The sequence below is a fragment of the Treponema sp. Marseille-Q3903 genome (assembly GCF_014334335.1).
GTDB lineage: Bacteria > Spirochaetota > Spirochaetia > Treponematales > Treponemataceae > Treponema_D.
Window position 1 is genome coordinate 850,522 of the sequence record NZ_JACSEU010000001.1, and the last position, 23,760, is coordinate 874,281.

17 protein-coding genes are annotated in these 23,760 nt (G+C 40.2%); 8 read left to right on the forward strand and 9 right to left on the reverse strand.

The window, feature by feature from the left end; genetic code table 11:
- Positions 1 to 144: 144 nt before the first annotated feature.
- Positions 145 to 993 carry an AraC family transcriptional regulator gene (locus H9I37_RS03930; RefSeq protein ID WP_187381168.1) on the forward strand — a complete coding sequence of 283 codons (849 nt, stop codon included), beginning with the start codon at positions 145 to 147 and terminating at the stop codon, positions 991 to 993.
- Positions 994 to 1,030: 37 nt separating this feature from the next.
- Here the strand turns inward: H9I37_RS03930 and H9I37_RS03935 are convergent, their stop codons facing one another.
- Together H9I37_RS03935 and H9I37_RS03940 are read right to left on the reverse strand one after the other, a co-directional pair.
- A complete protein-coding gene (locus H9I37_RS03935; RefSeq protein WP_187381169.1) occupies positions 1,031 to 2,482 on the reverse strand; it encodes an alpha-N-arabinofuranosidase in 1,452 nt (483 codons plus the stop codon).
- Between the two features lie 4 nt (positions 2,483 to 2,486).
- On the reverse strand, positions 2,487 to 3,821 hold the full coding sequence (locus tag H9I37_RS03940) for an acetate kinase (protein WP_187381170.1): 1,335 nt from the start codon (positions 3,819 to 3,821) through the stop codon (positions 2,487 to 2,489).
- Between the two features lie 203 nt (positions 3,822 to 4,024).
- Here H9I37_RS03940 and lysS point away from each other — a divergent pair, with 203 nt between their 5' ends.
- Entirely contained in the window at positions 4,025 to 5,644 is a 1,620-nt protein-coding gene (gene lysS / locus H9I37_RS03945; RefSeq protein ID WP_187381171.1) for a lysine--tRNA ligase, read from the forward strand.
- An 18-nt stretch (positions 5,645 to 5,662) separates the two neighbouring features.
- Here lysS and H9I37_RS03950 read toward each other — a convergent pair whose 3' ends face one another.
- The 4 genes from H9I37_RS03950 to H9I37_RS03965 are packed head-to-tail and all read right to left on the reverse strand — an operon-like array spanning position 5,663 to position 9,569.
- The gene (locus H9I37_RS03950) at positions 5,663 to 6,466 is read right to left on the reverse strand and encodes an ABC transporter permease (protein ID WP_187381172.1); all 804 of its coding nucleotides are present in this window, start codon (positions 6,464 to 6,466) and stop codon (positions 5,663 to 5,665) included.
- The gene (locus H9I37_RS03955) at positions 6,463 to 7,362 is read right to left on the reverse strand and encodes an ABC transporter permease (RefSeq protein ID WP_187381173.1); all 900 of its coding nucleotides are present in this window, start codon (positions 7,360 to 7,362) and stop codon (positions 6,463 to 6,465) included. The genes H9I37_RS03950 and H9I37_RS03955 overlap by 4 nt, the downstream gene beginning before the upstream one ends.
- Complete coding sequence (locus tag H9I37_RS03960; protein WP_187381174.1) at positions 7,359 to 8,576, reverse strand: ATP-binding cassette domain-containing protein; 1,218 nt, start codon at positions 8,574 to 8,576, stop codon at positions 7,359 to 7,361. The genes H9I37_RS03955 and H9I37_RS03960 overlap by 4 nt, the downstream gene beginning before the upstream one ends.
- Positions 8,577 to 8,582: 6 nt before the next feature.
- Positions 8,583 to 9,569 carry a BMP family ABC transporter substrate-binding protein gene (locus tag H9I37_RS03965; protein ID WP_187381175.1) on the reverse strand — a complete coding sequence of 329 codons (987 nt, stop codon included), beginning with the start codon at positions 9,567 to 9,569 and terminating at the stop codon, positions 8,583 to 8,585.
- A gap of 216 nt (positions 9,570 to 9,785) precedes the next feature.
- Between H9I37_RS03965 and H9I37_RS03970 the strand changes: the two genes are divergently transcribed.
- The 4 genes from H9I37_RS03970 (at position 9,786) to H9I37_RS11390 (ending at position 18,028) form a co-directional block, all read left to right on the forward strand.
- Positions 9,786 to 11,942 (forward strand): DEAD/DEAH box helicase, encoded by a 2,157-nt coding sequence (locus H9I37_RS03970; protein WP_255422484.1) that lies wholly within the window; start codon positions 9,786 to 9,788, stop codon positions 11,940 to 11,942.
- A 99-nt stretch (positions 11,943 to 12,041) separates the two neighbouring features.
- Positions 12,042 to 13,862: an arginine--tRNA ligase gene (gene argS / locus H9I37_RS03975; protein ID WP_187381176.1), complete on the forward strand. Its 1,821-nt coding sequence runs from the start codon at positions 12,042 to 12,044 to the stop codon at positions 13,860 to 13,862.
- Between the two features lie 567 nt (positions 13,863 to 14,429).
- The gene (rsgA, locus tag H9I37_RS03980; RefSeq protein WP_187381177.1) at positions 14,430 to 15,416 is read left to right on the forward strand and encodes a ribosome small subunit-dependent GTPase A; all 987 of its coding nucleotides are present in this window, start codon (positions 14,430 to 14,432) and stop codon (positions 15,414 to 15,416) included.
- A gap of 44 nt (positions 15,417 to 15,460) precedes the next feature.
- A complete protein-coding gene (locus tag H9I37_RS11390; protein ID WP_222864176.1) occupies positions 15,461 to 18,028 on the forward strand; it encodes an endonuclease MutS2 in 2,568 nt (855 codons plus the stop codon).
- A gap of 35 nt (positions 18,029 to 18,063) precedes the next feature.
- Here the strand turns inward: H9I37_RS11390 and H9I37_RS03990 are convergent, their stop codons facing one another.
- From H9I37_RS03990 to dapA, 3 genes are all read right to left on the reverse strand, one after another.
- On the reverse strand, positions 18,064 to 18,810 hold the full coding sequence (locus H9I37_RS03990) for a hypothetical protein (RefSeq protein WP_187381178.1): 747 nt from the start codon (positions 18,808 to 18,810) through the stop codon (positions 18,064 to 18,066).
- Positions 18,811 to 18,946: 136 nt separating this feature from the next.
- Positions 18,947 to 20,047, reverse strand: a complete 1,101-nt coding sequence (asd, locus tag H9I37_RS03995) for an aspartate-semialdehyde dehydrogenase (RefSeq protein WP_187381179.1) — start codon at positions 20,045 to 20,047, stop codon at positions 18,947 to 18,949.
- Between the two features lie 18 nt (positions 20,048 to 20,065).
- Complete coding sequence (gene dapA, locus H9I37_RS04000) at positions 20,066 to 20,980, reverse strand: 4-hydroxy-tetrahydrodipicolinate synthase (RefSeq protein WP_187381180.1); 915 nt, start codon at positions 20,978 to 20,980, stop codon at positions 20,066 to 20,068.
- A 262-nt stretch (positions 20,981 to 21,242) separates the two neighbouring features.
- Between dapA and aroC the strand changes: the two genes are divergently transcribed.
- Both aroC and H9I37_RS04010 read left to right on the forward strand, forming a co-directional pair.
- On the forward strand, positions 21,243 to 22,331 hold the full coding sequence (aroC, locus tag H9I37_RS04005; protein WP_187381181.1) for a chorismate synthase: 1,089 nt from the start codon (positions 21,243 to 21,245) through the stop codon (positions 22,329 to 22,331).
- Positions 22,328 to 23,743: a D-alanyl-D-alanine carboxypeptidase family protein gene (locus H9I37_RS04010; protein ID WP_187381182.1), complete on the forward strand. Its 1,416-nt coding sequence runs from the start codon at positions 22,328 to 22,330 to the stop codon at positions 23,741 to 23,743. The genes aroC and H9I37_RS04010 overlap by 4 nt, the downstream gene beginning before the upstream one ends.
- Positions 23,744 to 23,760 lie beyond the last annotated feature (17 nt).

Genomic DNA, 23,760 nt, shown 5'->3' on the forward strand with positions numbered 1-23,760 from the left:
AATTCAGGTTAAACGTTTAATCTGTGGTTTAGTAAATGATAAGTCTGGTATTTCATAAAAAAAACACCGATATTATCATTAAATTTATAATATATTCTTTTTTTTGTAGATTTCTATTTGTTCAAGATTTATACTACAAACAGAATGAATGAAAATTATGAATTTATAAACCGCGGAACGGGCAGCTTTCCTGTAAATATTTATGAGCTGCATGTAAGTTCAAGTAAATCTCATCATCACCTTGAGCATGAAATATTATATGTTGCAGAGGGGAGTGTTGAATTTGGGGTTGAAGGAAAAAACATTTCTGTTCAGCAGGGGTATGCGATATTTATATATCCAGAGACAGAGCATTGTATAAAACGAATTCCTGATAATAAAAATAATTGCATTGTTTTAAAATTTGACATTTCATCGCTTGGTGACAGAGGTGAGCCGTGCCGTGATTTTTTTTCTAATATTCGAGTAAAAAGGTTTTTGCATCTTCCTGATGTTATTCTTGAAAAAATGTGTCACACGGCAAAAATGAGCGCAAAATATGTCCCAGGATACGAGATAATTGTGAAAGCTCTTTTGTTTACAATAATCTCTCACATAATTGAATCAAACCAGTACGAAGTTGTCTCGCTCCGAAAAGAGAATACAAAGTACTCCGTATCGGCGATTGACTCTGCAATAGATTACATTCACATACATTACAATGAAAATATATCTCTTGACGATGTTCTTTCTGTAACAAATTACAGCAAAAGTCATTTTTTGCGGATCTTTAAAGACGTGACCCAAAGCACTGTAAACGAGTACATCACAAAATACAGGATTGAAAAAGCGTGTATAGATTTAATATATTCTAAAAAAAATATAACTGAAATTGCTTCTGAACACGGATACAACAATATTCAATATTTTTCTCGAAGATTCAAAGAATATATGAACTGTACTCCAAAGCAGTATCAAGAAAAAGGGCGAAAACTCGTAGCTCAGCCCAGATGATTTTTTATGCCAATTTTATTTATTCTATTTGCAAAAATTAATTCAGCGCGAATCCTTTGAAATGATGTGTTCCGCTTCCTTTAAAAGTAAAGTATAGTTCTCCAACTCCATCTGGAATGCTTATGTCTGATGTGTAAGTTTTCCAGATATTAGTTCCAACTGGAGTGATTGTAGCAAGAATAGGTCCGTCCCATTTAGTCCTTATTTCGTATTTTCCGTAAACGTAACCGCGAGTTGTGATCGAAACAGATTTTACATCCTTGAAATCAAAATATTTAAACCCAAATGTGTAGCCGTCCTGAACATTTGCTATATGCCCTAGAATCCGGTCTCCGTCCTTTCCGTCTTGAGTGATTTGCGGCGCGTCGTACTTCATGTAGACGCAGGGGCTGTCGTTGTTGAAAATATTGCACGCGATGTAAGCTGGATATTCGCCTTTGCCTTCAAGAGGACCTCCGTTTAGTCCGCATGATGTGATCAAAACCTGTGGAATCTTTCCGTCCGGCATCACTTTTATTTTTTCAGCGCATCCCTGACGGTTGAACCAGTTTCCGTTCGTGTGGCGGTGATAGAAAATATAATATTCGCCGTTTATCAGTTCAAAACTGCCGTGGTTGTTCGAGCCATAAGCTGTTGGCATATCTGCTGGTTTGTACGAGTTTATGTGCATGTCGCAGTTGCTGACGATTACGCCACCGTATTTGAATTCTGATGTAGGATTTTTGCTTGTCGCATAGCAGAGTTCGTGCATCACTTGTGACGAGAATATAAAATAATATGTGTCGCCAATTTTTCTTATTGAAGATGCCTCAAAAAACGCGTGATTTTTGTAGCCTTTCCAGTTTTCAATTGAATCTTGTCTGTATGGGCATTCTGTCTGGACTTTAAAAGATGTGTCTGTGTAACAGTCCCCCGGCGCTATTATGACAGGCTCTTCTTCCACTGTCAGCATGTCAGGTCCGAGAACTGTTGCCATAGCCCCAATTCTATCTTTCATGTTGTTTCCGCAAAAGCCTGTGTAAAGGTAAGTTTTGTCGTCTTCTGTTAAAACGCTAGGATCGAACTGTGGCATATCTCCTTTTCTCTCTCCAAGTTTTGTGCCGTCTTTGTAGTGAACGTGACCGTAGAACTTGTAACGTCCCGCCGGTTTATCACATACAGCGACTGAGACAAAACCAACTTTATCGTAGACATAATACAGATAATATCGTCCGTCCGGTCCTTTCGTTACATCTGGAGCATAAAGACACATGTGACCGTCTGCGTTCATCTTTTCTGACGTTTTTGGATATATAACTCCTTCGTATTTCCAATCCCTGAGGTCTGTCACCGGAGCCGAATAACATATATAGTCTCCCTGACAAAAAACCCAGCCGTTAAAAAAATCGTGAGAGCCGTAAACGTAAACCCTGCCGCCAAACACGTGTGGTTCTCCGTCTGGGACGTGTTCCCATGAAGGCATATAAGGATTAAAAACCTGTTTTTTCACTTAGTCACCTCTTGTTTGCTAAAACTTTTGCAATGTTAGGTCTTTTTACCAAGTCCTCTTGAAGCCCTTCTTCCCGAGCTTTGTTCAAATAATTTTTGTCTTGGAAAGAATATTTGAATTTTGTGTGAACGTCGTAAGTTCCTTTCATAAGTGCAAAAGCGTCTTCTGTCATCACGAGTTCTTCATCTGTCGGAATAACAAAAATCTTAACATCTGAATCGTCGGCGTGAATGTACGTTTCTGCATTGTTTGTGGATGACCATTTGTTTCTCTGCTCATCGATTTTAATTCCCCAGTTTTCGAGCCCTGAACAAGCTTTTTCTCGGATGACAGGAGCTCTCTCTCCAACTCCTGCTGTCCATACGATTGCATCAACGTGTCCGAGTTCTGCCATATACTGACCGATGTATTTTTTTATTCTCAGAGATTCCATTTCAATACAAAGTTGACAGTCTTTATCTCCTTTTTCCGCTGCAGCTTCTATATCGCGGCGATCTGAAAAACGTCCTGTAATGCCAAGACATCCGCATTTTTTGTTTAGAGCATTGTCCATTTCTTCGGCAGTCATGCCTGTTTTTCGCATGATGTAGAAAGGAAGAGCCGGGTCAAGATCTCCCGAGCGGGTTCCCATAACAAGACCTTCGAGCGGTGTGATTCCCATCGAAGTATCATAGCAAACGCCGTTTTTTACAGCGCACATTGAAGCTCCGTTCCCAATGTGACAGATTATCAGGTTTGTGTCTTTTGGCTCTTTTCCGAGCAATACAGCCGCTCTTTTTGCTGTGTATAAGAACGATGTCCCGTGAAATCCGTATCTGCGCGCTGCATATTTTTCGTACCATTCTTTTGGAATTGCGTATCGGAATGTTTCCGGAGGCATTGTCTGATGCCATGCCGTATCCATTATTGCTGCATGCGGAACGTTCGGCATAACTTTTTGAGCAGCTTCAATTCCCATTATGTTTGCAGGCATGTGAAGCGGTCCTAAATCAATTACATCGCGGAATCCATCGAGAACTTCCGGTGTGATTAGAACCGATTTTGTAAATTTTTCGCCGCCATGCAATACGCGGTGACCTACAGCTCCGATTTCATCCATAGATTTTATAACGCCAACTTCTGAGTCGGTTATCTCTTTTATAATCAATTCAATTGCTTCTTTGTGGGTCGGACATGCAGATGTTATTTCGATTTTTTTTCCTTTTACATTGTGAGTAATGCATGAACCTTCAATACCGATGCGCTCCACAACACCGTTAGCCATTACTTTTTTGTCGTCCCAGTCATAAACCTGATACTTTGCAGATGATGAACCACAGTTCAAAGTTAAAATTACCATAATATATTTTCCTTAATAAAAAAGATTTGAATAAGAATAGAGGACTCGTAGAAGAGAATCCTGTGAATTAAAATTATAATATTATTCAATTTTAAGTTCAATGCTTTCTGTCGTTGTTCAGTTGCCGGAATGATATTGTGCTATTGTGCTTGGCTTTCAATTATGATTGCTACTAATGCGTTTTTTAACTATAATACAGCCTTATGAGTAACAATAATCAAACAGAAAACCATTTGCTTTGCCACTGGGCAGATCAGATGGCAAACCAGATTATCAGAGAAAAAGGTGATTTGGATTTATACACTTGCGCTTCTGGAATCACACCGTCAGGGACAGTTCACCTTGGAAACTTCCGTGAGATAATTACCGTAGACTTAGTCGTTCGTGCATTGCGTGACCGCGGTAAAAAAGTGCGTTTTATTTATTCGTGGGACGATTACGATGTTTTCCGCAAAGTTCCTGCAAATATGCCTGAACCGGAAATCCTTGAAAAATATTTGCGTTACCCGATTACGGAAGTACCCGACACTACAAAACGCAATGAAAATTATGCGCGCCACCACGAAGTCGATATTGAAACTCAACTTCCGCGCGTCGGCATTGCTCCTGAATTTCTTTATCAGGCAAGCCGCTACCGAGCAAACCTCTATGCTGAAGGAATGAAAAAAGCGATGCAAAATCGCGATGTAATCAAAGAATGTTTGAACGCATACCGCGATGACGAACACAAGATGAAGCCTGAAGATGTTTACTGGCCTGTTTCAATCTTTTGCGGGAAATGTCAGAAAGATACAACTGAAATCACAGATTACGACGGCGAATACGGAATAACATATAAATGTCAGTGCGGAAACTGTGAAACTGCCGATATCAGAAATTTTAAGGGCGCCAAACTCGGCTGGCGAGTAGACTGGCCGATGAGATGGAACGAAGAAAAAGTAGTCTTTGAACCGGGCGGAAAAGACCACATCAGTCCGGGCGGAAGTTACGATACTGCAAAACTGGTTTCAAAACGCATTTACGGTTGGGACGCTCCTGTAACGATGCGTTACGATTTTGTGAACCTCAAAGGAGTTCCTGGAAAAATGTCTTCATCTAAAGGAAAGGTGATAGCTCTTCCAGATGCTCTGGATATTTATCAGGCAGAAGTACTCCGTTATTTATTTGCGGGAACTCGTCCAAACACGGAATTTGCAATCAGTTTTGATATGGATGTTTTGAAAGTATACGAAGATTACGACAAAACGGAGAGAATTGTCTATGGTGTAGATAAAGCTAAGTCCGACGACGTTTTTAATAAAGAAAAGAGAATTTATATGCTTTCTCAGATTGACGGTAAGATTCCTGATGTTATGCCTTATCAGATTACTTTTAGAATGCTTACGACTTTGCTCCAAACTTATTCTGGCGACATAGATGCTGTCATAAAATCTCTAGGCGATGTAAAGCCTGAGCAGGAAGAGAGATTGCGCCGCCGTATGGCATGTGCTTGGTTTTGGATTTTGCATTCTGCTCCTGATTGTGCTCCTGAATTTTGTTTTGCGCTTAGAAACGACGGCAGCAAGGCAGAATTGTCAGGCGAAATGCTCTCGGCAATAAAACGAGTCCGTGACGAAGTTGTTCCAAAAATAGATTCATTCCAACTTGATAAAGAGTGCCAGCAGGCAATTTACGACATTGCAACAGATATGGGAATCGATGCTAAAGAATTGTTTACGGCACTTTATCACGTACTGATAAACAAAGAGCAAGGACCTCGTCTTGGAAGTTTTATGAGAATTATCGGTAAAGATAAATTGCAGAAAATTTTGAGCGTTTATTGATTATCGATTTTTTAGGATTTATCTCTTTAAAATCAACAGCAACGAGACGATGTACGGCAGCGACAACAACAATGATGATGGAATATTCGGAATGTAATTTTGAATTGTCGCTGCAAAAAGATCAGCCAGGCAGAATATAAACACACAAATTATAATTCTGCTAGGTCTTTTACGTCCTAAAAATACAGCCGCAATCGCCATCCAGCCACGACCGCTCGAAATGCCGGGTACAAAAGACGAAAGCCTCATGCAAAGAAAACATCCTGCTACAGAACTGTAAATTGCAGCAAACATCCATGAGATTGTCCTAATCGCAGACGGATTTACGCCGCGCGCAAGGAGAGTGTCGGAATAGCTTCCTGCCATCCTTATATACAAACCGGTTCTTGTAAATTTTATAAAAACGATAGCGAACAAAATCATCGCAATTAAAACAAGCACCGACGCTGTTTTTATGTTCGATACGTTAAAACTGAAAAGAGGAGAAGTTAAAACTCCTCGAGAGCGAAAAATCAAAACTGAAAGAGCTGAAACTACGCTTGCAAAAAAAAGATTCATGGCAATTCCGGCTATAAAAACTTTTGCATGAAATTTTTCTATCAGCTTTGAAAAAACAAAAACTAAAATCGTAGAAACCGATGTTGAGATTAGAAGTCCGAGTAGTGGACTTCCTGTCAAAACAGTGAATGTAAAGTCCATGAATGCCGCAAATGATATCAAACCTTCCAAAAAAAGGGAAAGCACGCCTGCATATTCTGTAAAAAGTGCTCCGATTGAACAGAGGACAAGCGGTGCAGAAAACGAAAGTATATCGACAATCATCGTTTTGCCTCTCTTTTGATAAAATTTTGTTTTGTATAAAGAGGAAATGAAATAATAAACAAAAAGGCAGCCTGAATCAATCCGCTCACATCAAATGTAAAATTCGCATACATCGCATATTTGTTTGCATAAGTTGTGATAAATCCCATAAAAAGCGACGACGGAATTAAAAGGAGTGGGTTTGAATTTGCAATCATCGCCGCAGAGAGTGAGTTCCAGCCAATCCCCTGATAAAATCCTGAGTGGCATGTAAAATAAACGCCGAGAACTGCCAACGCTCCGCAAAGACCGTGCATTCCACCTGAAATTAACGCTGATGAATAAAACAATTTTTTTTCATTGTAACCTGCGTATTCCGCAAGAAGAGGAGACGTTCCGTAAATTGTCAATTTCCTTCCGTATGCGGTGCGGTTGATTGCAAAAAAGAAAAATATGCAGAATGCGATTGTTATCGCGATCATGATTGTCAACGGTGAACGCGGAACAAATGCTTTGAACCGTGCCGAATCAGGGATAAACGGTGTTGAAAGCAAGTTGTCCGAACGGCTCCTGAAAGGCCCCGCAATAAGTCCGTCTATCACTGGGATAATTGCCGCAGATGATATAAAAGATGTAAATAAAAAATCGGAATTTCGATTCAATTTAAAAAACGCACAAAGGCATGCGATTGCCGCTGACGCAATTATTGCAAGCAAAAGTGAGAGTGGGAGCGTAAGCGCTACTGGAGCAGATTGGAAAGTTTGCAGAACGATTGCGCAAACAAATCCTCCGATGTAGATTTGACCTTCTCCGCCGAGATTGAGGTTTCCCGATTTTATAGAGATTGCCGCTCCAAGACCCGCTGTCATGTATAATGCAGAAATGTTTATTGCAGAGCCGAAAAAGTATAGATTCATTGAGGTTCTCCAATGATTACGTCCGTGCCGCTTTGTGCGAGTTTATCTAGTTTTGCATAAAGCCGTTGAGTCGATTCCGAATCAAGTCCATGTGTCGGATTGAAAAGGAACATCACGTCAGGGTTTTCTTCTATTTCGCGTTCGAGGATGATTCTCTGAAGCATACCTCCCGAAAGGTTCGACACTTTTTCGTAGAGTTTTATATTGACATCAGCTTTTTTGAGTATATTATACGCATATTTTTCAAGCTCTTTTTGTTTAAGCTCTGTGTGATAGATTGTCGTCAACTGTAAAACTGTAAGATTCGGGTTTGATGCACGGAACGTTTTATCTGAAGGAATATAACCGATTTTAATCCTTTTTTTTAATCCGTTGATGTCCTTTTTGATTTTGCCGGAACGGTATGCGAGAACTTTTTCCTCAAGTATTTTTTCAAATTTGATTGAAGGCGGAATCGATATGTTTTTTTCGATTCCGAAAAGTTTCTGTTTTATATCAGATTCTGAAGTTTTGTCAGAATCGAGAATTTCTAAAACTTTGCCGTCTTTTAGAAGAATGATTTTATCTACAATTTTTATTATTTCCGGAATAAAATGCGAAATCAAAATAAAAGTTAAGCCTGATTTTTTGATTGATTCTCGCACTTTCAAAATATCTTTGCTTGAGCTCTGCAAAAAATCAAGAGGAGCTTCATCAAAAATGTAAAAAGAGGGCTGCTTTAAAAATAGATTTGCGTATGCGACCTTAAAACGCTCGTAATCAGACAGCTCTTGAACAACAGTTGAGGTTTTCGAAAGTTTTTTTGTCTTGAACAATTCCCCGACTATGACATTTTCCAAAATTAAATCGATTGTCGGTCCGAATAATTTTACACCGACTTTGACATTGTCTCTTATAGAAAAAGAATCGGCGAGGAGCGGACGCTGATGAACGCATGCTATTCCGCAATTCAGCGCATCTTTTGGGGAATTAAATTTTACTTGTTTATCATCAAGAAAAATCTTCCCGCTTGTAGGTTGCCTGTCTCCGCACAGCAAACTTGTCAGCGTACTTTTTCCCGCTCCATTCTCTCCTAAAATAGCATATATTTTGCCTTTTTCGAAAGTCAAGTAAACATTTTTGAGTACGCTTTTGTACGAATAGTTTACGCAGATATCTTTTAATACAAGCGATGAATAAGATTTTTTATTGTCGGTTTTCAATTTTTGTACCACGAAGCGCTATTGTATAACAATTTCTCCGTTTTTTATACCGTCTAGCAGATTTTTCATTTTGTTTTGAATATCTTCCGGAACTGTTTTTTTGTAGTTTGGGTCGTCTTGAATAAAATCTACAAAGCCTTCTTTTATGCCGACCATTTTTGCAGTTCCCCACGGTGTTTTGCCTTCAATAAAGTCAATCGTAACCATGTAAGACATCCTTTTTTGCTCCATCGTGCTGCTGGAGATGATTGTTCCAGGAGCTTTTGAAAATCCGTTATCATCGAACCATGTTATATACAGTCCGTTGTTTACGGCGGAGTTTATAACTCCTTGCGAGGCTCCTCCACATATTGGCAATATAACATCAACTCCAATTTTTGCGACAGCATCGGCAATTTCAGCTCCTTTTGTAGCGTCGTACCAGTTCCCGACAATCCTAAAATCTACCGTAGTTGAATTATAAGCGGCTTTCGCACCTTTTTCAAAAAATGGAAGAATTATGTTGTTCATAACAGGATATTCTTGAGCTGCAATCAAAGCCATTTTGTGCGATTTTGACATAAGCCCACCGATATAACCGTTTAAGTAAGCTTGCTCAAACTGATTGTAACAAACTGTGAATATATTCCGATTCCCTTCCTTTGTGGCATCCATAAAAATATATTTTTGATTTGGGAACTGCTTTAAAATCGGTTCTGCAATTTCTGGAAGAGAGGGGTTAGATGAGATAATTACATCGTATTTTTGTTCCGCCGTCAGTGCAGTCAGTTTTGACCCCCATTCAGCTTGATTTGAGCCGGCTTCCATTACAAAAAGAGAGACGGATTTTTCTTCGCACGCATTAGCAACGCCTTCTTTTAGTTGCTTATACGTTGGACTTGTATCATCTGCAATTCCCGGAATAAAAAGCGCAATAGAAAGCCCATTTCTTTTTTCCGAGCTAGTACAGCTTGTAAAAAGTGCCGAAATACAAAATAAAATAGATAATGTTTTTGCTATTTTCATATTTATACATCCCTGTGATTTTTTTTCAGTTATGATGACAATAGTTTTATATAAAACTATTGTCAATAGGTATGATGATAAACTTTTGCTTGTATCTTTGTTTGTATTCATATATAGTTAGGCTTGTTACAAAGGGTAACACGAAAGTTGGTTTTTTAATTTTGAGAGTTTTATATAAATAACTTTGCTTTCGTTTTGGGATACAGAGGTATTTATATGAACAAAAAAAACACAATGGATGAAGGCTTATTGTCTTCGGCTCAAAATGAAACAGCCGTGTCTAACGAAAATTTAGCCGCAAACGAAAATCCGACCGCAAAGGAAAATCCAGCCACAGCGGAAAAAACAGAACAAGCAGAAACAGCTTTTGACGAAACAGATGAAAAAGACGATGACATAACTGTCAGCTTTGAAGATTTGGGGTTAGATGAATACACCATCAAAGCAGTTGAAAAAAAAGGATTCGTCACTCCTTCTCCTATCCAGATTTTAGCTATTCCGAGATTGCTTACAGGCGATGCAAACCTAATCGCACGTGCGAGAACGGGAACCGGTAAAACAGCTGCGTTCGGTCTTCCTATAATTCAGAATGTGCGTGAAAAATCTTCACATGTCGAAGCACTTATTCTTGAACCGACACGAGAACTCGCTGTTCAAACTTGTGCAGAGATGGAATCTTTTGCAAACAACGATTTTCCGCGTACAACTGTTTTGTATGGCGGTGCCTCTTATGCAAATCAGATTCGAGAACTCAAACGCGGTTCAGAAATAGTTGTTGGAACTCCGGGAAGAATCAAAGACCATTTAGACAGAAAGACGCTCGATATCAGCAAAATTAAATATTTTATCCTCGATGAAGGCGACGAAATGCTCGACATGGGATTTATCGATGACATTGAAGAAATTTTTCATCATGCAAATCCCGACTGCCGTATTTTGTTGTTCAGTGCGACAATGCCATCTCCGATCCTAAAGATTGCCGGCGAATTTATGGGCGAATACGACATAATTGAAGAAGAAAATGTAATTGACGAAGCTCTTTTGATTGACCAGCAATATTGGGTTGTAAAAGAAAGCGAAAAAATCGAAGCCCTTGTTCGGCTGATAGATATTTCCCCTGATTTTTACGGCCTTGTGTTTACAATGACTAAATCCGATGCTGACCGTGTCACTCGAGAGCTCGACATGCGCGGATACGAAGCTGCAGCATTGCACGGCGACATCATGCAAAATCAGCGCGAAAAAGTTCTGGAAAGATTCCGCAAAGGTAAAACACGCATTCTTGTCGCTACCGACGTAGCCGCACGAGGTATTGATATTTCGGGGCTTTCTCACGTCGTAAATTATTCGCTTCCGTTTGATACTGCAACTTACGTTCACCGTATCGGAAGAACTGGTCGTGCGGGAACAACAGGTGTTGCAATCACGTTTGTGCGTCCTGAAGAACGCCGCAAACTGAGTTTTCTAACAAAAAAAGTTTTGACCGCGACAAAAAGCGAATTGAAAGAAGGCAAAATCCCTTCGATAAATGAAGTTCTCTCAGTAAAAGAAAAGCGCATCGTTGAAGAATTGAAAGCCAAGCTGTTTAAGCATTATGACAAATCAGTTGAAGATCAGGATGTTAAAACAGACGGCGAATCGGAAGAGAATGCTGAAAACTCTGGAATCGCTGAAATCGCTGAAAACAAAAATGACGGAGAAGAGGAGTCGGCTTCTGCCGATGTTTCTGTAAAAGAATCAGCTCGAATTCTCAATCCTTTTGATACGAAATATGAAACGCTTGCGCATGAGCTTACAGAGGGGAACGAACCTGAGAAAGTTCTCGCAAGTCTTTTGCAAATATTCTACGGCGAAAAACTGAGTTCTAAACATTATGGAGCTATAAATACAAAAGATTCAGGACCACGTGGCGACCAGCTTAGGGTTTTTGTTTCTCTTGGGAAAAAGGACGGTTTCCGCGCTAAAGAAATTGCCGATTTTTTCAGCGATTTACTTCACATTCCGGAACGAATGGTTGACGGAATCGATGTTGCGCAGCAGTTTGCTCTCGTAAGCTTGCCGGTCGCATCGGCAAAAAAAGCTGTTGAGATGTCTAAGACAAACCGCAATCTTCCGCACATGCATTTTGATGTCAAAGACGAAGATGGCGACGGCGGAAGACGACATCGCAGTGGACGAGGTTCTTCAGGCTTTGGTGCAGGGCGCGAAAGAGAGCGCAACAAAGATAGAGGAGACAGAGATTGTTATGCATGGCGCGGACGAGAAAAAGGCTCAAAACTTTACGTTCATTCTTCAACAGAGCGCTCTTCATCACGAAAAAATGGGGCGGCAGCTTATAAAAAAAGTTCAGGAAAGAAAGCAGAACGTTTTTAATTTCTGAAATTTGAAAATCAAATTACATTGTTAGAAATTGCGAAAATCAGTAGTATGTAGATAGCTTTTATAAATCGCTGATTTTCAAAGGAAATTACTATGGCAGACTCAAAGACAGAATTTAGGGAAATTATTTCAAAAGCGGTAAAAACATTTTTTGCAGAAAAAGGAATTGAAATCGAAGACGGGCTGCTTGAAAAGATTGTTGTTCAAAATGCCCCAAATCAGGAACTCGGCGATATTGGAGTTCCGATGTTCATTTTTGCTAAACCTTCCCGCATGGCTCCTCCTGCGATTGCTTCTGAAGTTGCTTCCTTGATAAAAGAATGTAAACTTGGAAAAGTTATTGCGGCAGGCCCTTACGTAAATATCAAGCTCGACAAGGCGTTTGCTGCGTCTCCGATTTTAAAAGCAGTTGCAGAACAGGGGGAAAATTACGGTTCTTTCAATCAAGAAGGGAAAAAGCCTCTTGAGGGACGCCGCGTAATGGTAGAATATTCTTCGCCAAATACGAACAAACCTCTTCATCTCGGGCATATCCGTAACGATGCGCTTGGCGAATCTGTAAGCAGGATTCTCAAAGCTGCCGGTGCGGATGTATACAGAGTGAATATCATCAACAACCGCGGCATTCATATATGTAAATCGATGCTTGCCTACAAAATGTTTCATGAATCAAAAGGTGATACTCCAGAATCTTTGGGGATGAAAGGTGACCATTTTGTAGGACAATGCTATGTTGAATTTGACAGATGGCTTAAAGGCGAAAAAGACAAGCCGGAAACTGCCCATCCGGAAGCCGCACAACAAGCCGAAGAAATGCTTATCAAGTGGGAGTCAGGAAACCCTGAAATCAGAGCACTGTGGACAAAGATGAACGAATGGACTTTTGAGGGTATAAAAGAAACTTATGCCCGCACCGGCGTCGGCTTTGAAAAATATTATTTTGAAAGCGACACTTACATAAAAGGAAAAGATCAGATTTTAAAAGGTCTTGAAAAGGGGATTTTCTTTAAGGCTGAAGACGGTTCTGTCCGCATAGACGTGACTGACGTAGTCGGCAAAGGGAAAGACGAAGATAATCACGAAAAAGTTCTTTTGAGAAAAGATGGAACTTCAGTGTATATCACGCAGGATATCGGAACTGCGATAAGCCGCCATGACGACTGGCCTTTCAATCAGCTTGTATACGTTGTTGCCAGTGAACAAAATTACCATTTTAAGATTTTGTTTTACATCTTAAAAAAGCTCGGTTTTGAATGGGCAGAAAAACTCTATCATCTGTCTTACGGTCTTGTAAACCTTCCAAGCGGACGCATGAAAAGCCGTGAAGGCACTATCGTCGATGCCGATGATTTGATAGATTCGCTTCATGCAGATGCTCTTAAGGCAATCAAAGAACGCGGTCGTGATGGCGACGTAGATGCCGACGATGTAGCAGAAAAGGTTGCAATTGGGGCTCTTCATTACTACATGCTTCAAGCTACTCCTGCAAAAGATATGCTCTTTAATCCTTCAGAGAGTTTGAGTTTTAACGGAAACACGGGACCTTACTTGCAATATATGGGAGCTCGCATCAATTCGATCCTCGCTAAAGCAAATGAAGCCGGAATTAAGTCAGATTCAAGCGACGCCGCTGTTGCTCTTCTTACAAATGAGGACGAATGGGCGTTGATAAAAAATATCGGCGACTTTCCATCGATCGTAGAAAAAGCTGCCGAAAATCTTGACCCGAGCACTGTTGCCGCTTACGTCTATGAAACTGCAAAAGATTTCAGCAAATTCTATCAGACATGTTCCATCGTAAATGCAGAAAACGCAAAACTCGCTGGTGCTCGCCTTTATCTGGCGGAATGCACGTTGCAGGTAATTAAGAACGCAATGAAACTTGTGCTTGTTCCATACCTCGAAAAAATGTAAAATGTAGGCAGAAAACAGAGGATATAAAAGGGATAAAACTTTGACGGAGATGGTGTCAAAGTTTTATCTGCAAGTTTGCACTATGTTTATTCTGCAAACTTGATTATAGAGAGCATATTCTCATTTCATTGCGAATATGCGTAAAAAGTCAAGTCGAAAATTGATATTTTCTCGTTGACTTTTTATAGAGGGGATAAAACTTTGACAGAGATGGTGTCAAAGTTTTATCTTCAAGTTTGCACTAAGCTTGTACTAAGTTTGCACTATGTTTATTCTGCAAACTTGATTATAGAGAGCATATTCTCATTTCATTGCGAATATGCGTAAAAAGTCAAGTCGAAAATTGATATTTTCTCGTTGACTTTTTATAGGAGTGATAAAACTTTGACAGAGATGGTGTCAAAGTTTTATCTGCAAGTTTGCACTAAGCTTGTACTAAGTTTGAGCTATGTTTGTTCTGCAAACTTGATTATAGAGAGCATATTCTCATTTCATTGCGAATATGCGTAAAAAGTCAAGTCGAAAATTGATATTTTCTCGTTGACTTTTTATAGAGGGGATAAAACTTTGACAGGTACAGTTATTGCCGGTACAAATAACCTTTTTACAGTTGAATGCGAAGATGATGTTATAAGAAATTGCACTATAAAAGGTAAGGTTATAAAAACAGACAAGACGTTTTACAATCCTATAGCACCAGGCGATGTTGTTGAAATTGCAATCGATGAACTTGACGATGCCAAAGGTCAGGTAACTCTCATCCATCCTAGAAAAAATACATTTCTTCGTTATAATGTAAAAGGAAATTGTCCTCAGCTTATCGCAAGCAATCTCGATTATCTGATTTTAGTTACCACCCCTGAGGAGCCTCCGTTTCGTCCTCGTTTTATCGATCGTGCACTCGCGCAGGCTGAGCATCAGGGAATTACACCGGTTATTGTCTGCAACAAATGGGACTTAGCTCAACAGATGCAGGCAGACGGCAGAGCTGAAGATTTTGAAATGATAGAACGCCGGCTGAATATTTGGGAAGATTTGGGCTATAAAGTGTTGCGGCTTTCTGCCAGAACAGGTGAGGGAATGACAGAGTTTGCTGAAATTCTTGAAGATAAACTTTCCGCTTTTGTTGGGCAGTCTGGTGTTGGAAAATCAAGTTTAATAAATGTGATGGATAACAATTGCGTTTTGCGCACAGGAAGCCTCTCTAAAAAATACGGACGAGGTAGTCACACTACTACAAAAGGAACTTTAGTCCACCTTAATTTAAACGAGTCTCTCACCGAAGGCGTTCGAGGAAGAAAAGCAAATATCATAGACACACCGGGAATCAGGCGTTTTGTTTTAGACGACATAAAAGCTGATGAACTTGCGCTTTATTTTCGAGAATTCGATCAATTTCTTGGAAAATGCAAATTCGGAGCAAACTGCAAGCACATTTCGGAGCCGGAATGCGCTGTCCTCAAAGCACTCGAAAACGGCTATATCACACAAGAGCGTTTTGATAGCTGGATGCGAATCTGTGAAGAGATAAGGACAGGTTCGTGGTCGGATTGATTTATTTTTATTTATTTATAAAACAACAGTGCTTATAAAAAATTATGAATCAAAAAACACTTACAGAAATCGATTATTTTCGCATCCGTGACCAAGTCGCAGATTTTTGTGTCTCTGAAGAAGGAAAAGCCTCTTTATTAAACCGTCTCCCGTTGAAAAAAAATGAAGAAATTGAAAAACTGAAAAATCTCAGCCGAGAATGGGACATTTTTTTTGCGGCATCTCATTCAAACCCGGTGTATGGGTGGGAACCTGTAAATGAGATTTTGCCTATAATCAGAACAAATGGCGCCTGCCTTTCGATTGAACATGTTCGTGCTCTCGGACATTTTATTTTGAGCGTAAAAAATGTAAAAGCCCAGATTTCAATTCATAAGACAGCGCTTGGCTTAAAATTTCTTCCGATTGAGGCAGATCAACTTCCGGAGTTGAGCGATGCTGAAAAAAAAATCTTTCACATAATTTCCCCTGATGGAACAATGCGCGACTTGCCGGAGATAAGCGCAATACGAAAACAGATTGCCACACTCAACAACAAAATCACGACAATCATGCAGAGTTTTACATCTGATTCAAAATTCACATCAGTTTTGGAAAGCAACATACCTGTTCTTCGCAACGGTCGTCAGGTTTTAGCTGTAAAAGCTAGCTTACAAAACAGAATCAGAGGAATTATCCACGAAGTCAGCCAGACTGCACAGACAGTCTACGTTGAACCTGAAGAAGCTGTCTTGTGCAGCAATGAACTTATTCAAAAAGAATTTGAGCTGCAAAGCGTAATAAAAAGAATTCTAACAGAACTCACAGGTGAACTTCAGCCTTCCATTCCGCTTATAAAACAAGCTCTGCCATTGATGTGCCTTTTTGATACGACGCAGGCTGCCGAGCGATGGGGAGCTTCTCACAGCTGTTCATATGCAATGCCTGCAATCGGCGAGCCTCCTCTTTTACTTCAGGCACGCCATCCGATTCTTGGGGAAAGTGCAGTCCCAATCGACATTCGTTTTATGGAAGACAAGAGGGTTCTCATCATAACAGGACCTAACACTGGCGGAAAAACAGTTTCTCTTAAAACTTTTGCATTGCTTTCGATGTTGAATCAGACTGGTTTTCCGATTCCGGCTGCGGAAGGCACTCGTCTTCCCGTGTTCAGCAATGTATATGCAGATATCGGCGACGACCAATCACTCGACCAGAGCCTTTCTACTTTCAGCGGGCACATGAAAAATATTGCAAATGCAGTAAATTCCGCAAAAGCTGATACGCTGATATTGCTCGATGAACTTGGAAGCGGCACAGACCCACAGGAAGGCACTGCAATTTCAATGGCAGTTTTGGACGAGCTGATAAAAAAACAATCATTCGTGCTTGTGACGACACATCAGGGAATTCTGAAAAATTACGGATATACAAACAAGAGTTGTATAAATGCCTCAGTTGAGTTTGACCAGAGCACATTGTCTCCATCTTATCATCTTTTGATGGGAGTTCCGGGAGAAAGCCATGCACTCGATATTGCAAAAAAAAGCGGACTTCCCGAAAATATCTGCAAAGCCGCCCGCAATTACATAGCAACAGAACAGGCAGATGTTTCAGCGCTTATCCGCGGATTGAACCGAAAGCACATTGAATTGAACAAAATCCAAAAAGAAGCTGAACGCAAATATTTTGAGGCACAGGAAAAACTCGACAAATTAAAACAAAAAGAACTCGAACTTCGGCGCAAAGAAAATGACCTCAAAAAAGGAAAACAGCAGGAAATCAATGATTTTTTAATTCACAGCCGCAGGCAGCTTGAAAATCTTGTCAGGACGCTAAAAGAAGGCGAAATCACACGCGAAAAAACATTGAGTGTAAAACAGTATATTTCAAGCATCACAGAAAAGACAATGCTGCTGAATTCTAAAATTGAACTTGAGGAAGAAAAATTAAACAGTGACGAAGAAGATTTCAACAAAGAAATTTCAAAACGTGAAAAATATGAAAAATACTCAAGCAATAAAAAAACTAAGAAAAAGATGAGCAATACAGAGGCACTAAAATATGCGACTTCACTTGAGCTTTCTCCAGAAAATTTCAGTGGCGAAGTAAATACTGATAAAGCTCTTTACAAAAAACGAAAAACAACAGCTTTAGAACTTCCTCTCGCGTTTGAGCAAGGCGCCGCTGTCATAAACGTTTCGACAAAAAATGAAGGGATTCTTTTAGAACAGACAAGAAAAGGCACTTGGCTTGTGCAGTTCGGCAGCCTGAAAATGTCGATGAAAGAAAAAGATTTGAAACTCGTGCGAAAAACAGATTCTGCAGCCGCAACCCCCGATATCTCGATTGAACTTGCAGATGATAATAAAAACGGATTTACAGAGCGCCCAGTGTTTGAATTGAAGTTGCTCGGTATGCACTCAGACGAAGCTATCCGTGCAATGGAACATCAGCTTGACTTGTGCGTTTTAAATAATTTTTTGCATTTCAGCATTATTCACGGAAAAGGAGACGGCATTTTGCAGCAGACTGTCGCGGATTTTCTTTCTCACAATCCGGTCGTTGCAGATTTTTGCTACGCTTTGGCAGAAGATGGAGGAGCTGGAAAAACGTATGTTACGCTGAAATAAAGCGGTGGGAAGATGGGAGAAGAGGGGAAGTGATTTTACAAAATTAAAGTCTGTACTGACTGTAATTCCAATGTCTGTCTGTATTGTCTTTCTAAATCTGAATAGCTTAGAAATTTGACCCGTTTTTCCTTTCGTAAATTTTCAAAAGCGCTGTATTCAATTTTTTTATCAAATTCCGAATGCCGCTTTTCATCTGCAACAATAAACATTCTTGTATAAAAATCTTGCAAATCACTGAATTTCATCAGTGAATTCTGTATATCAGTTGAATGCTCTACTTCAAAAAAAGAATCTGGCATGTTTCGTTTATTAAACCAAATGACATCAATAGTTGAGCTTCTTGAAACAAGATTTTCATACGAATACTTTGGTAAATCATTTAATGTTCTCAAATCTCCAAGTCTTTCATGCAGGAACATTTTATTCTTATCTTGGTTCGGCACAAAAGTAGAAAGTTTTTTTAGATTTCCGATACAAACAAGCAGCCCTTGGTAATAGGAATGATTAAATTCGATTACTTCTTTTGAGTTTTTATTTTTCTCCGTTTCAACAATGATGCCTTTTTGTTCCAGCTGTTTTTGGTGTGATTTTAATGCCCATAATCCGGGCTTTATTTTGTAGATATCTTTGTTTTCCTGAACAATACGGCGAATAGATGCAAAAGGTGTTTTTGTATTCCATTTGCAATTTTTTATTTTGAAGACCTCTTGATTCAGCTGTCCAAGTGTTGCGACTCCGCCGAGTTTTTCTAATGTTTGAACAACTGCTTCGTATTGTTTCATAATCTTTTTTTTGCGTCAGGCTATGAAGCACCTGCGAAGCAGTCCATCGAAGGCGAAGCCGAAGAGGATGAGCGGGAGCGAAGTGCGTAACAGCCGACGGCTAAAGCCGGGACGCCATTATTTTTCTTCATCTCATCTATTCAAAAAAGCCTTTAGCCTTGAGCAATTCTGCGTTGAGAATGCCCCCGAGAGCTGCTCCGCGTTTTGTGTTGTGACTCAATGCGACAAATTTTATGTCGAACACGTTGCATCGACGTAGGCGACCGATGACGCATGCCATGCCTTTTTCAGTCTCGCGGTCGCGGCGCGGTTGTGGACGATTTTCTTCATGGCGTATAACAATCGGGTGTTCCGGCGCTGAAGGGAGTTTTAGTTCCTGTGGAAGCGATGAATACGATGTCCAGATTTTTTCGATTTCTTCAAGAGAAGGTTTTTTATCATCAGGTAAATCAAACTCAAGGGAAATACATGCTGTGTGACCGTCAACAACCGGCACTCGCGTACAAGTTGAAGATACTACAGGATACCGTGCGTTTTCAATTTTTCCATCTCTTACCGTGCCAAGAATTTTCAGGCATTCTTTTTCTGTTTTTTCTTCTTCGCCGCCGATAAACGGAACAATGTTGTCTATCATATCAAAAGACGGAACTCCGGGGTATCCTGCCCCTGATGTTGCTTGCAATGTAGTTACTATCATTCTCTTTACCGGATATCCAGCTTGAATGAGGGCGTGAATCGGCATCATGTATGTTTGCAGCGAGCAATTCGGTTTTACAGCTATAAAGCCTTTATCCCAGCCGTGATGTTTTTTCTGATCTTTTATTACATCAAGATGCGAAAAGTTGATTTCGGGAACAAGCATTGGAACGTCTTCTGTCCAACGGTTTGCAGAAGCATTAGAAACAATCGGTAATCCTTCTGCAGCGTATGCCGATTCAAGATTTTTGATATCATCTTTTTTAGGTAGCTCAAGCGCGCTGAACAAAAATTGGCATTTTCCAAGTGCTTTTTCTGGGACGTTTGCGTCTTCAACTGTAAGATTTGCAACGCCATTCGGAATGTTTTCTCCAATCAGCCAGCGGTTTTCAACAGCGTCTTTGTAAAGTTTGCCGGCAGAGCGTGGTGATGCTGCAACATAAGTAACTTCAAACCAAGGATGATTTTCAAGCAGCTTGATATAACGCTGACCAACCATTCCAGTTGCACCTAAAACTCCAACTTTTATCTTAGAACTCATAATTTACCTTCTTTTTTTTTATAGATTGCATGCCTTGATGGCATTTTCGATTGTCTTTTTTGCTGTGTCTTTTACTTCTACGAGTGGCAAACGCAAAGTGCCTGCCGGCATTCCTTTTACGTTCATAGCGTATTTTATAGACGCAGGGTTTCCATCGCAGAATTCTGCTTTGAAAAACGGTTCAAGTCGGTAGTGAATCTCACGCGCTTTTTTAAAGTCGCCATCGAGAGCCGCCTGAGTCAAATCGTGCATTATTGCAGGGATCATATTAGATGCTACAGATATAACTCCATCTCCTCCCGCTGCAATCAGGGGAAGTGTGAGCGCATCGTCTCCTGACAGAACTGCAAAATCGTTGTTTTTGTTTTTTACCTGACCTATAACTTCCATCATTTGAGCGATGTTTCCGCTTGCTTCTTTTACACCTGCAATATTTTGTAATGCTGCAATGCGCACTAGTAAATCTGTAGAAATGTTCAATCCTGTGCGACCTTGAATATTGTAAACGATGATAGGGATTCCTACTTTTGAGACTGCTGCAAAGTGTTGATAAATTCCTTCTTCAGACGGTTTGTTGTAATAAGGAGTTACAACGAGAGCAGCATCTGCGCCGGCTTTTTTTGCACGTTCACAATACATAACAGCATCTTTTGTGTTGTTAGAACCTGCTCCAAGAATAATCGGGATTTTTTTATTTTTAGCTTTTTCAAAAGCGCGGACCTCTTCGAAAACAATTTCTATGATTTTATCTTCTTCGCAACCGGGTCTTTCATCAAGGGTTGGAGTTTCGGCTGTTGTCCCGAGAGGAACTAGACCGTCAATTCCCTGTTGAAGCTGATGTTTGACATTTTTTCGAAAGCCCTCAAAATCGACAGAACTGTCTGCATTCATTGGAGTTATTAAAGCTGTGAATGCGCCGCGAAAAATATTCATAACGTGCCTCCGGATATTTTATAATATCGAAAAACAGTCTAATGAATTTTATATATAATTTCAACTTTCGCTGGTTTTTATCGGCAATCTGTGTGTCAGAAAACAGTGATATTTTTGATGTATGTCAGTAAGAGAGTTGATTTTTTAGCGAGGACAAAGTCAAATGACGCGATTTTGTTTTGATAATCTCCGTGTGATATTTCACAAAAGTCGATAAAATTTGTGTAGTGAAATCGGTGCGATTATTTGGTATAATCAGCGTATGAACACGTTTGGGAAAAAGTTTAGGCTGACAACATTTGGAGAAAGTCATGGAGTTGCGCTCGGTTGTATAATTGATGGCTGTCCGAGTGGTCTTGAAATCTCTAAAGATGTTATCCAGTCAGCATTGAACAGAAGGCGACCGGGTGTCGACGTCAGCGGCAAATTAAACGCATCAGTTACGGCACGAACAGAAGCCGATGAAGTAGAAATCCTTTCAGGTGTTTTTGAAGGACGCACAACAGGTGCCCCGATCGCGTTCGAAGTCAGAAATACATCTCAACATCCGTCAGATTATGAAAACCTTATAAATACGTTTCGTCCGGGTCATTCCGATTATTGTTATGATATAAAATATAAAGGCTGCCGTGATTATAGAGGCGGGGGAAGAGCGAGCGGTCGAGAAACTCTTGCACGAGTTGCAGGTGGCGCTGTCGCATCGGAACTTTTGAAAAAATATGGAATTAAAATAACAGCATATACAATCAAGGCGGCAGGCATTTCGGCAGAAAAAAGAGATTTTTCTCAGATTGAACAGAACAATCTTCGTGCGCCTGATAATGAAGCTGCTGCAAAGATGAATGAAAGAATAGAACGGCTTCGTTTATCTGGTGATTCTGCCGGTGGAATTGTTGAATGTGTAATACAAGGTTGCCGAGCAGGGCTTGGAGAACCTGTTTTTGACAAACTTGATGCGGAACTTGCAAAAGCAATGTTTTGCATAGGGGCTGTAAAAGGATTTGAAATCGGAGACGGTTTTGAATCGGCAGACAGTACAGGAAGTGAAAACAACGATTGCATGCATGCAGAAGATGGTAAAGCCGTGTTCAATACAAATCATGCTGGTGGAATACTCGGCGGATTGAGCAACGGAAACGACATAATATTCAGAGTTGCAGTAAAACCGGTTCCAAGCATATTCAAAACTCAGCAGACTGTCAGGCGAACTTCGACCGATAAAAACGGGGAGCCTGTTTATGAAACTACATCACTTCAAATAAAAGGACGCCACGACGTCTGCCTTTGTCCACGCATTGTTCCTGTCGTAGAGGCAATGGCAGCGCTCGTCTTGGCTGATAACATTATATGAAAAAACTGACAAAACACATAATTGCCGCAGCTTCAGTTCTCGCGCTTTCTTTTTGTACATACACAGGGCTCCGCGCATATCAGTTTAAAAAGTGCAACAGCGCTATTCCTCTTTCACAAGAACAGAGTGAAAGTTTGCAGGAATATCTGAAAAAAAATTATCCTGAGCGATATTCGATTTTAAAAAATCTCCCATATAAAATAAATAAACCACAACTTGATATATATGCAGAATCGGCAATCGTGGTAGATGTCTCAAACGGGAATATAATTTATCAAAAAGATGCAGATAGAATTATTCCGCCGGCAAGCATGGCAAAACTCTTTTCAATGTACATAGTTGATGAAGAAGTCAGTGCCGGAAATCTTTCTTATCAGCAGGAAATTCCTCTTTTGCCTGAATGCTGGGCATGTAATATGCCGCCACGCAGTTCACTCATGTTTTTGGGTAAAGGACAACGAGTGACGTTAGAAGAATTGATGCTAGGTCTTTCAATATGTTCCGGCAACGATGCAGCTTATGCGCTCGCTTATGCAGTTTGTGGCAATATGACAGATTTCGTTGTGCGAATGAACAAAGTTGCAGAAGAAATCGGACTTGTAAACACTCATTTTGTCGAAAGTTCAGGTTACAGCGAAAAAAATCAGACGACTGCCCGTGAAATGGCGACATTCGCAGCAGTTTATCTTAAACGCCATCCTGAATCTTTAAAGCGTTTTCACAGCGTCATGAGTTTCCGCTATCCAAAAGAACACAACCTTGCTCCCGGAGACAAATTGCAGAGTCAGGATTTTTCAAATGGAATTCCAAAAAGAATCACTATGCCTGTCACGCAGGAAAACACAAATCCTCTTCTTGGAAAGCTTGAAGGCTGCGACGGACTTAAGACAGGATATATTGACGAAAGCGGATACAACCTTGCTTTGACTGCCGTTCGCAATGGAACACGTTTTTTGAGCGTCACTATGAAAGGACCCGGCAACAATCAAATGCAAGGGCAAGCAGGACGCGTTCATGACGGAACGGAGCTTATGGAATGGGCGTTCAGAACGTTTGCTGATTATCAGCTTGGTTTAAAAGTTCATCCTTATCTTGTTTTTTCTTTTAATTCCAAAGAAAAAATGATTTCGCTTGTGCCTGCATATTCAGATTCGACTGCGACAATTCCATTTGTAACAGGGAAAAATATGGCAGAAAATTTAGACGAAGTAAAAATTTCCGTAAAACTGCCTGATTATTGCTGGGGCGCTGTTACGCAAGGTGAGCAATACGGCAGCATTTTGATAACTGTCGGAGAATATATCCTTGATGAAATTCCTCTTGTTGCAGACAGAAACCTGAAAAGAGGGAACATTTTGACAGCGATGTCCGATAAAATACTGAGTTATTTATTTATGGCAAAAAAAGTTTGATTTTTATTATAGGAAAA

Excerpts from the sequence above, each read along its gene's own strand:
- H9I37_RS03930 (WP_187381168.1), top strand. The coding sequence starts at position 145 with ATGAATGAAAATTATGAATTTATAAACCGCGGAACGGGCAGCTTTCCT.
- H9I37_RS03940 (WP_187381170.1), bottom strand. The coding sequence starts at position 3,821 with ATGGTAATTTTAACTTTGAACTGTGGTTCATCATCTGCAAAGTATCAG.
- lysS (WP_187381171.1), top strand. The coding sequence starts at position 4,025 with ATGAGTAACAATAATCAAACAGAAAACCATTTGCTTTGCCACTGGGCA.
- H9I37_RS03950 (WP_187381172.1), bottom strand. The coding sequence starts at position 6,466 with ATGATTGTCGATATACTTTCGTTTTCTGCACCGCTTGTCCTCTGTTCA.
- H9I37_RS03955 (WP_187381173.1), bottom strand. The coding sequence starts at position 7,362 with ATGAATCTATACTTTTTCGGCTCTGCAATAAACATTTCTGCATTATAC.
- H9I37_RS03965 (WP_187381175.1), bottom strand. The coding sequence starts at position 9,569 with ATGAAAATAGCAAAAACATTATCTATTTTATTTTGTATTTCGGCACTT.
- H9I37_RS03970 (WP_255422484.1), top strand. The coding sequence starts at position 9,786 with ATGAACAAAAAAAACACAATGGATGAAGGCTTATTGTCTTCGGCTCAA.
- argS (WP_187381176.1), top strand. The coding sequence starts at position 12,042 with ATGGCAGACTCAAAGACAGAATTTAGGGAAATTATTTCAAAAGCGGTA.
- H9I37_RS11390 (WP_222864176.1), top strand. The coding sequence starts at position 15,461 with ATGAATCAAAAAACACTTACAGAAATCGATTATTTTCGCATCCGTGAC.
- H9I37_RS03990 (WP_187381178.1), bottom strand. The coding sequence starts at position 18,810 with ATGAAACAATACGAAGCAGTTGTTCAAACATTAGAAAAACTCGGCGGA.
- asd (WP_187381179.1), bottom strand. The coding sequence starts at position 20,047 with ATGAGTTCTAAGATAAAAGTTGGAGTTTTAGGTGCAACTGGAATGGTT.
- dapA (WP_187381180.1), bottom strand. The coding sequence starts at position 20,980 with ATGAATATTTTTCGCGGCGCATTCACAGCTTTAATAACTCCAATGAAT.
- aroC (WP_187381181.1), top strand. The coding sequence starts at position 21,243 with ATGAACACGTTTGGGAAAAAGTTTAGGCTGACAACATTTGGAGAAAGT.
- H9I37_RS04010 (WP_187381182.1), top strand. The coding sequence starts at position 22,328 with ATGAAAAAACTGACAAAACACATAATTGCCGCAGCTTCAGTTCTCGCG.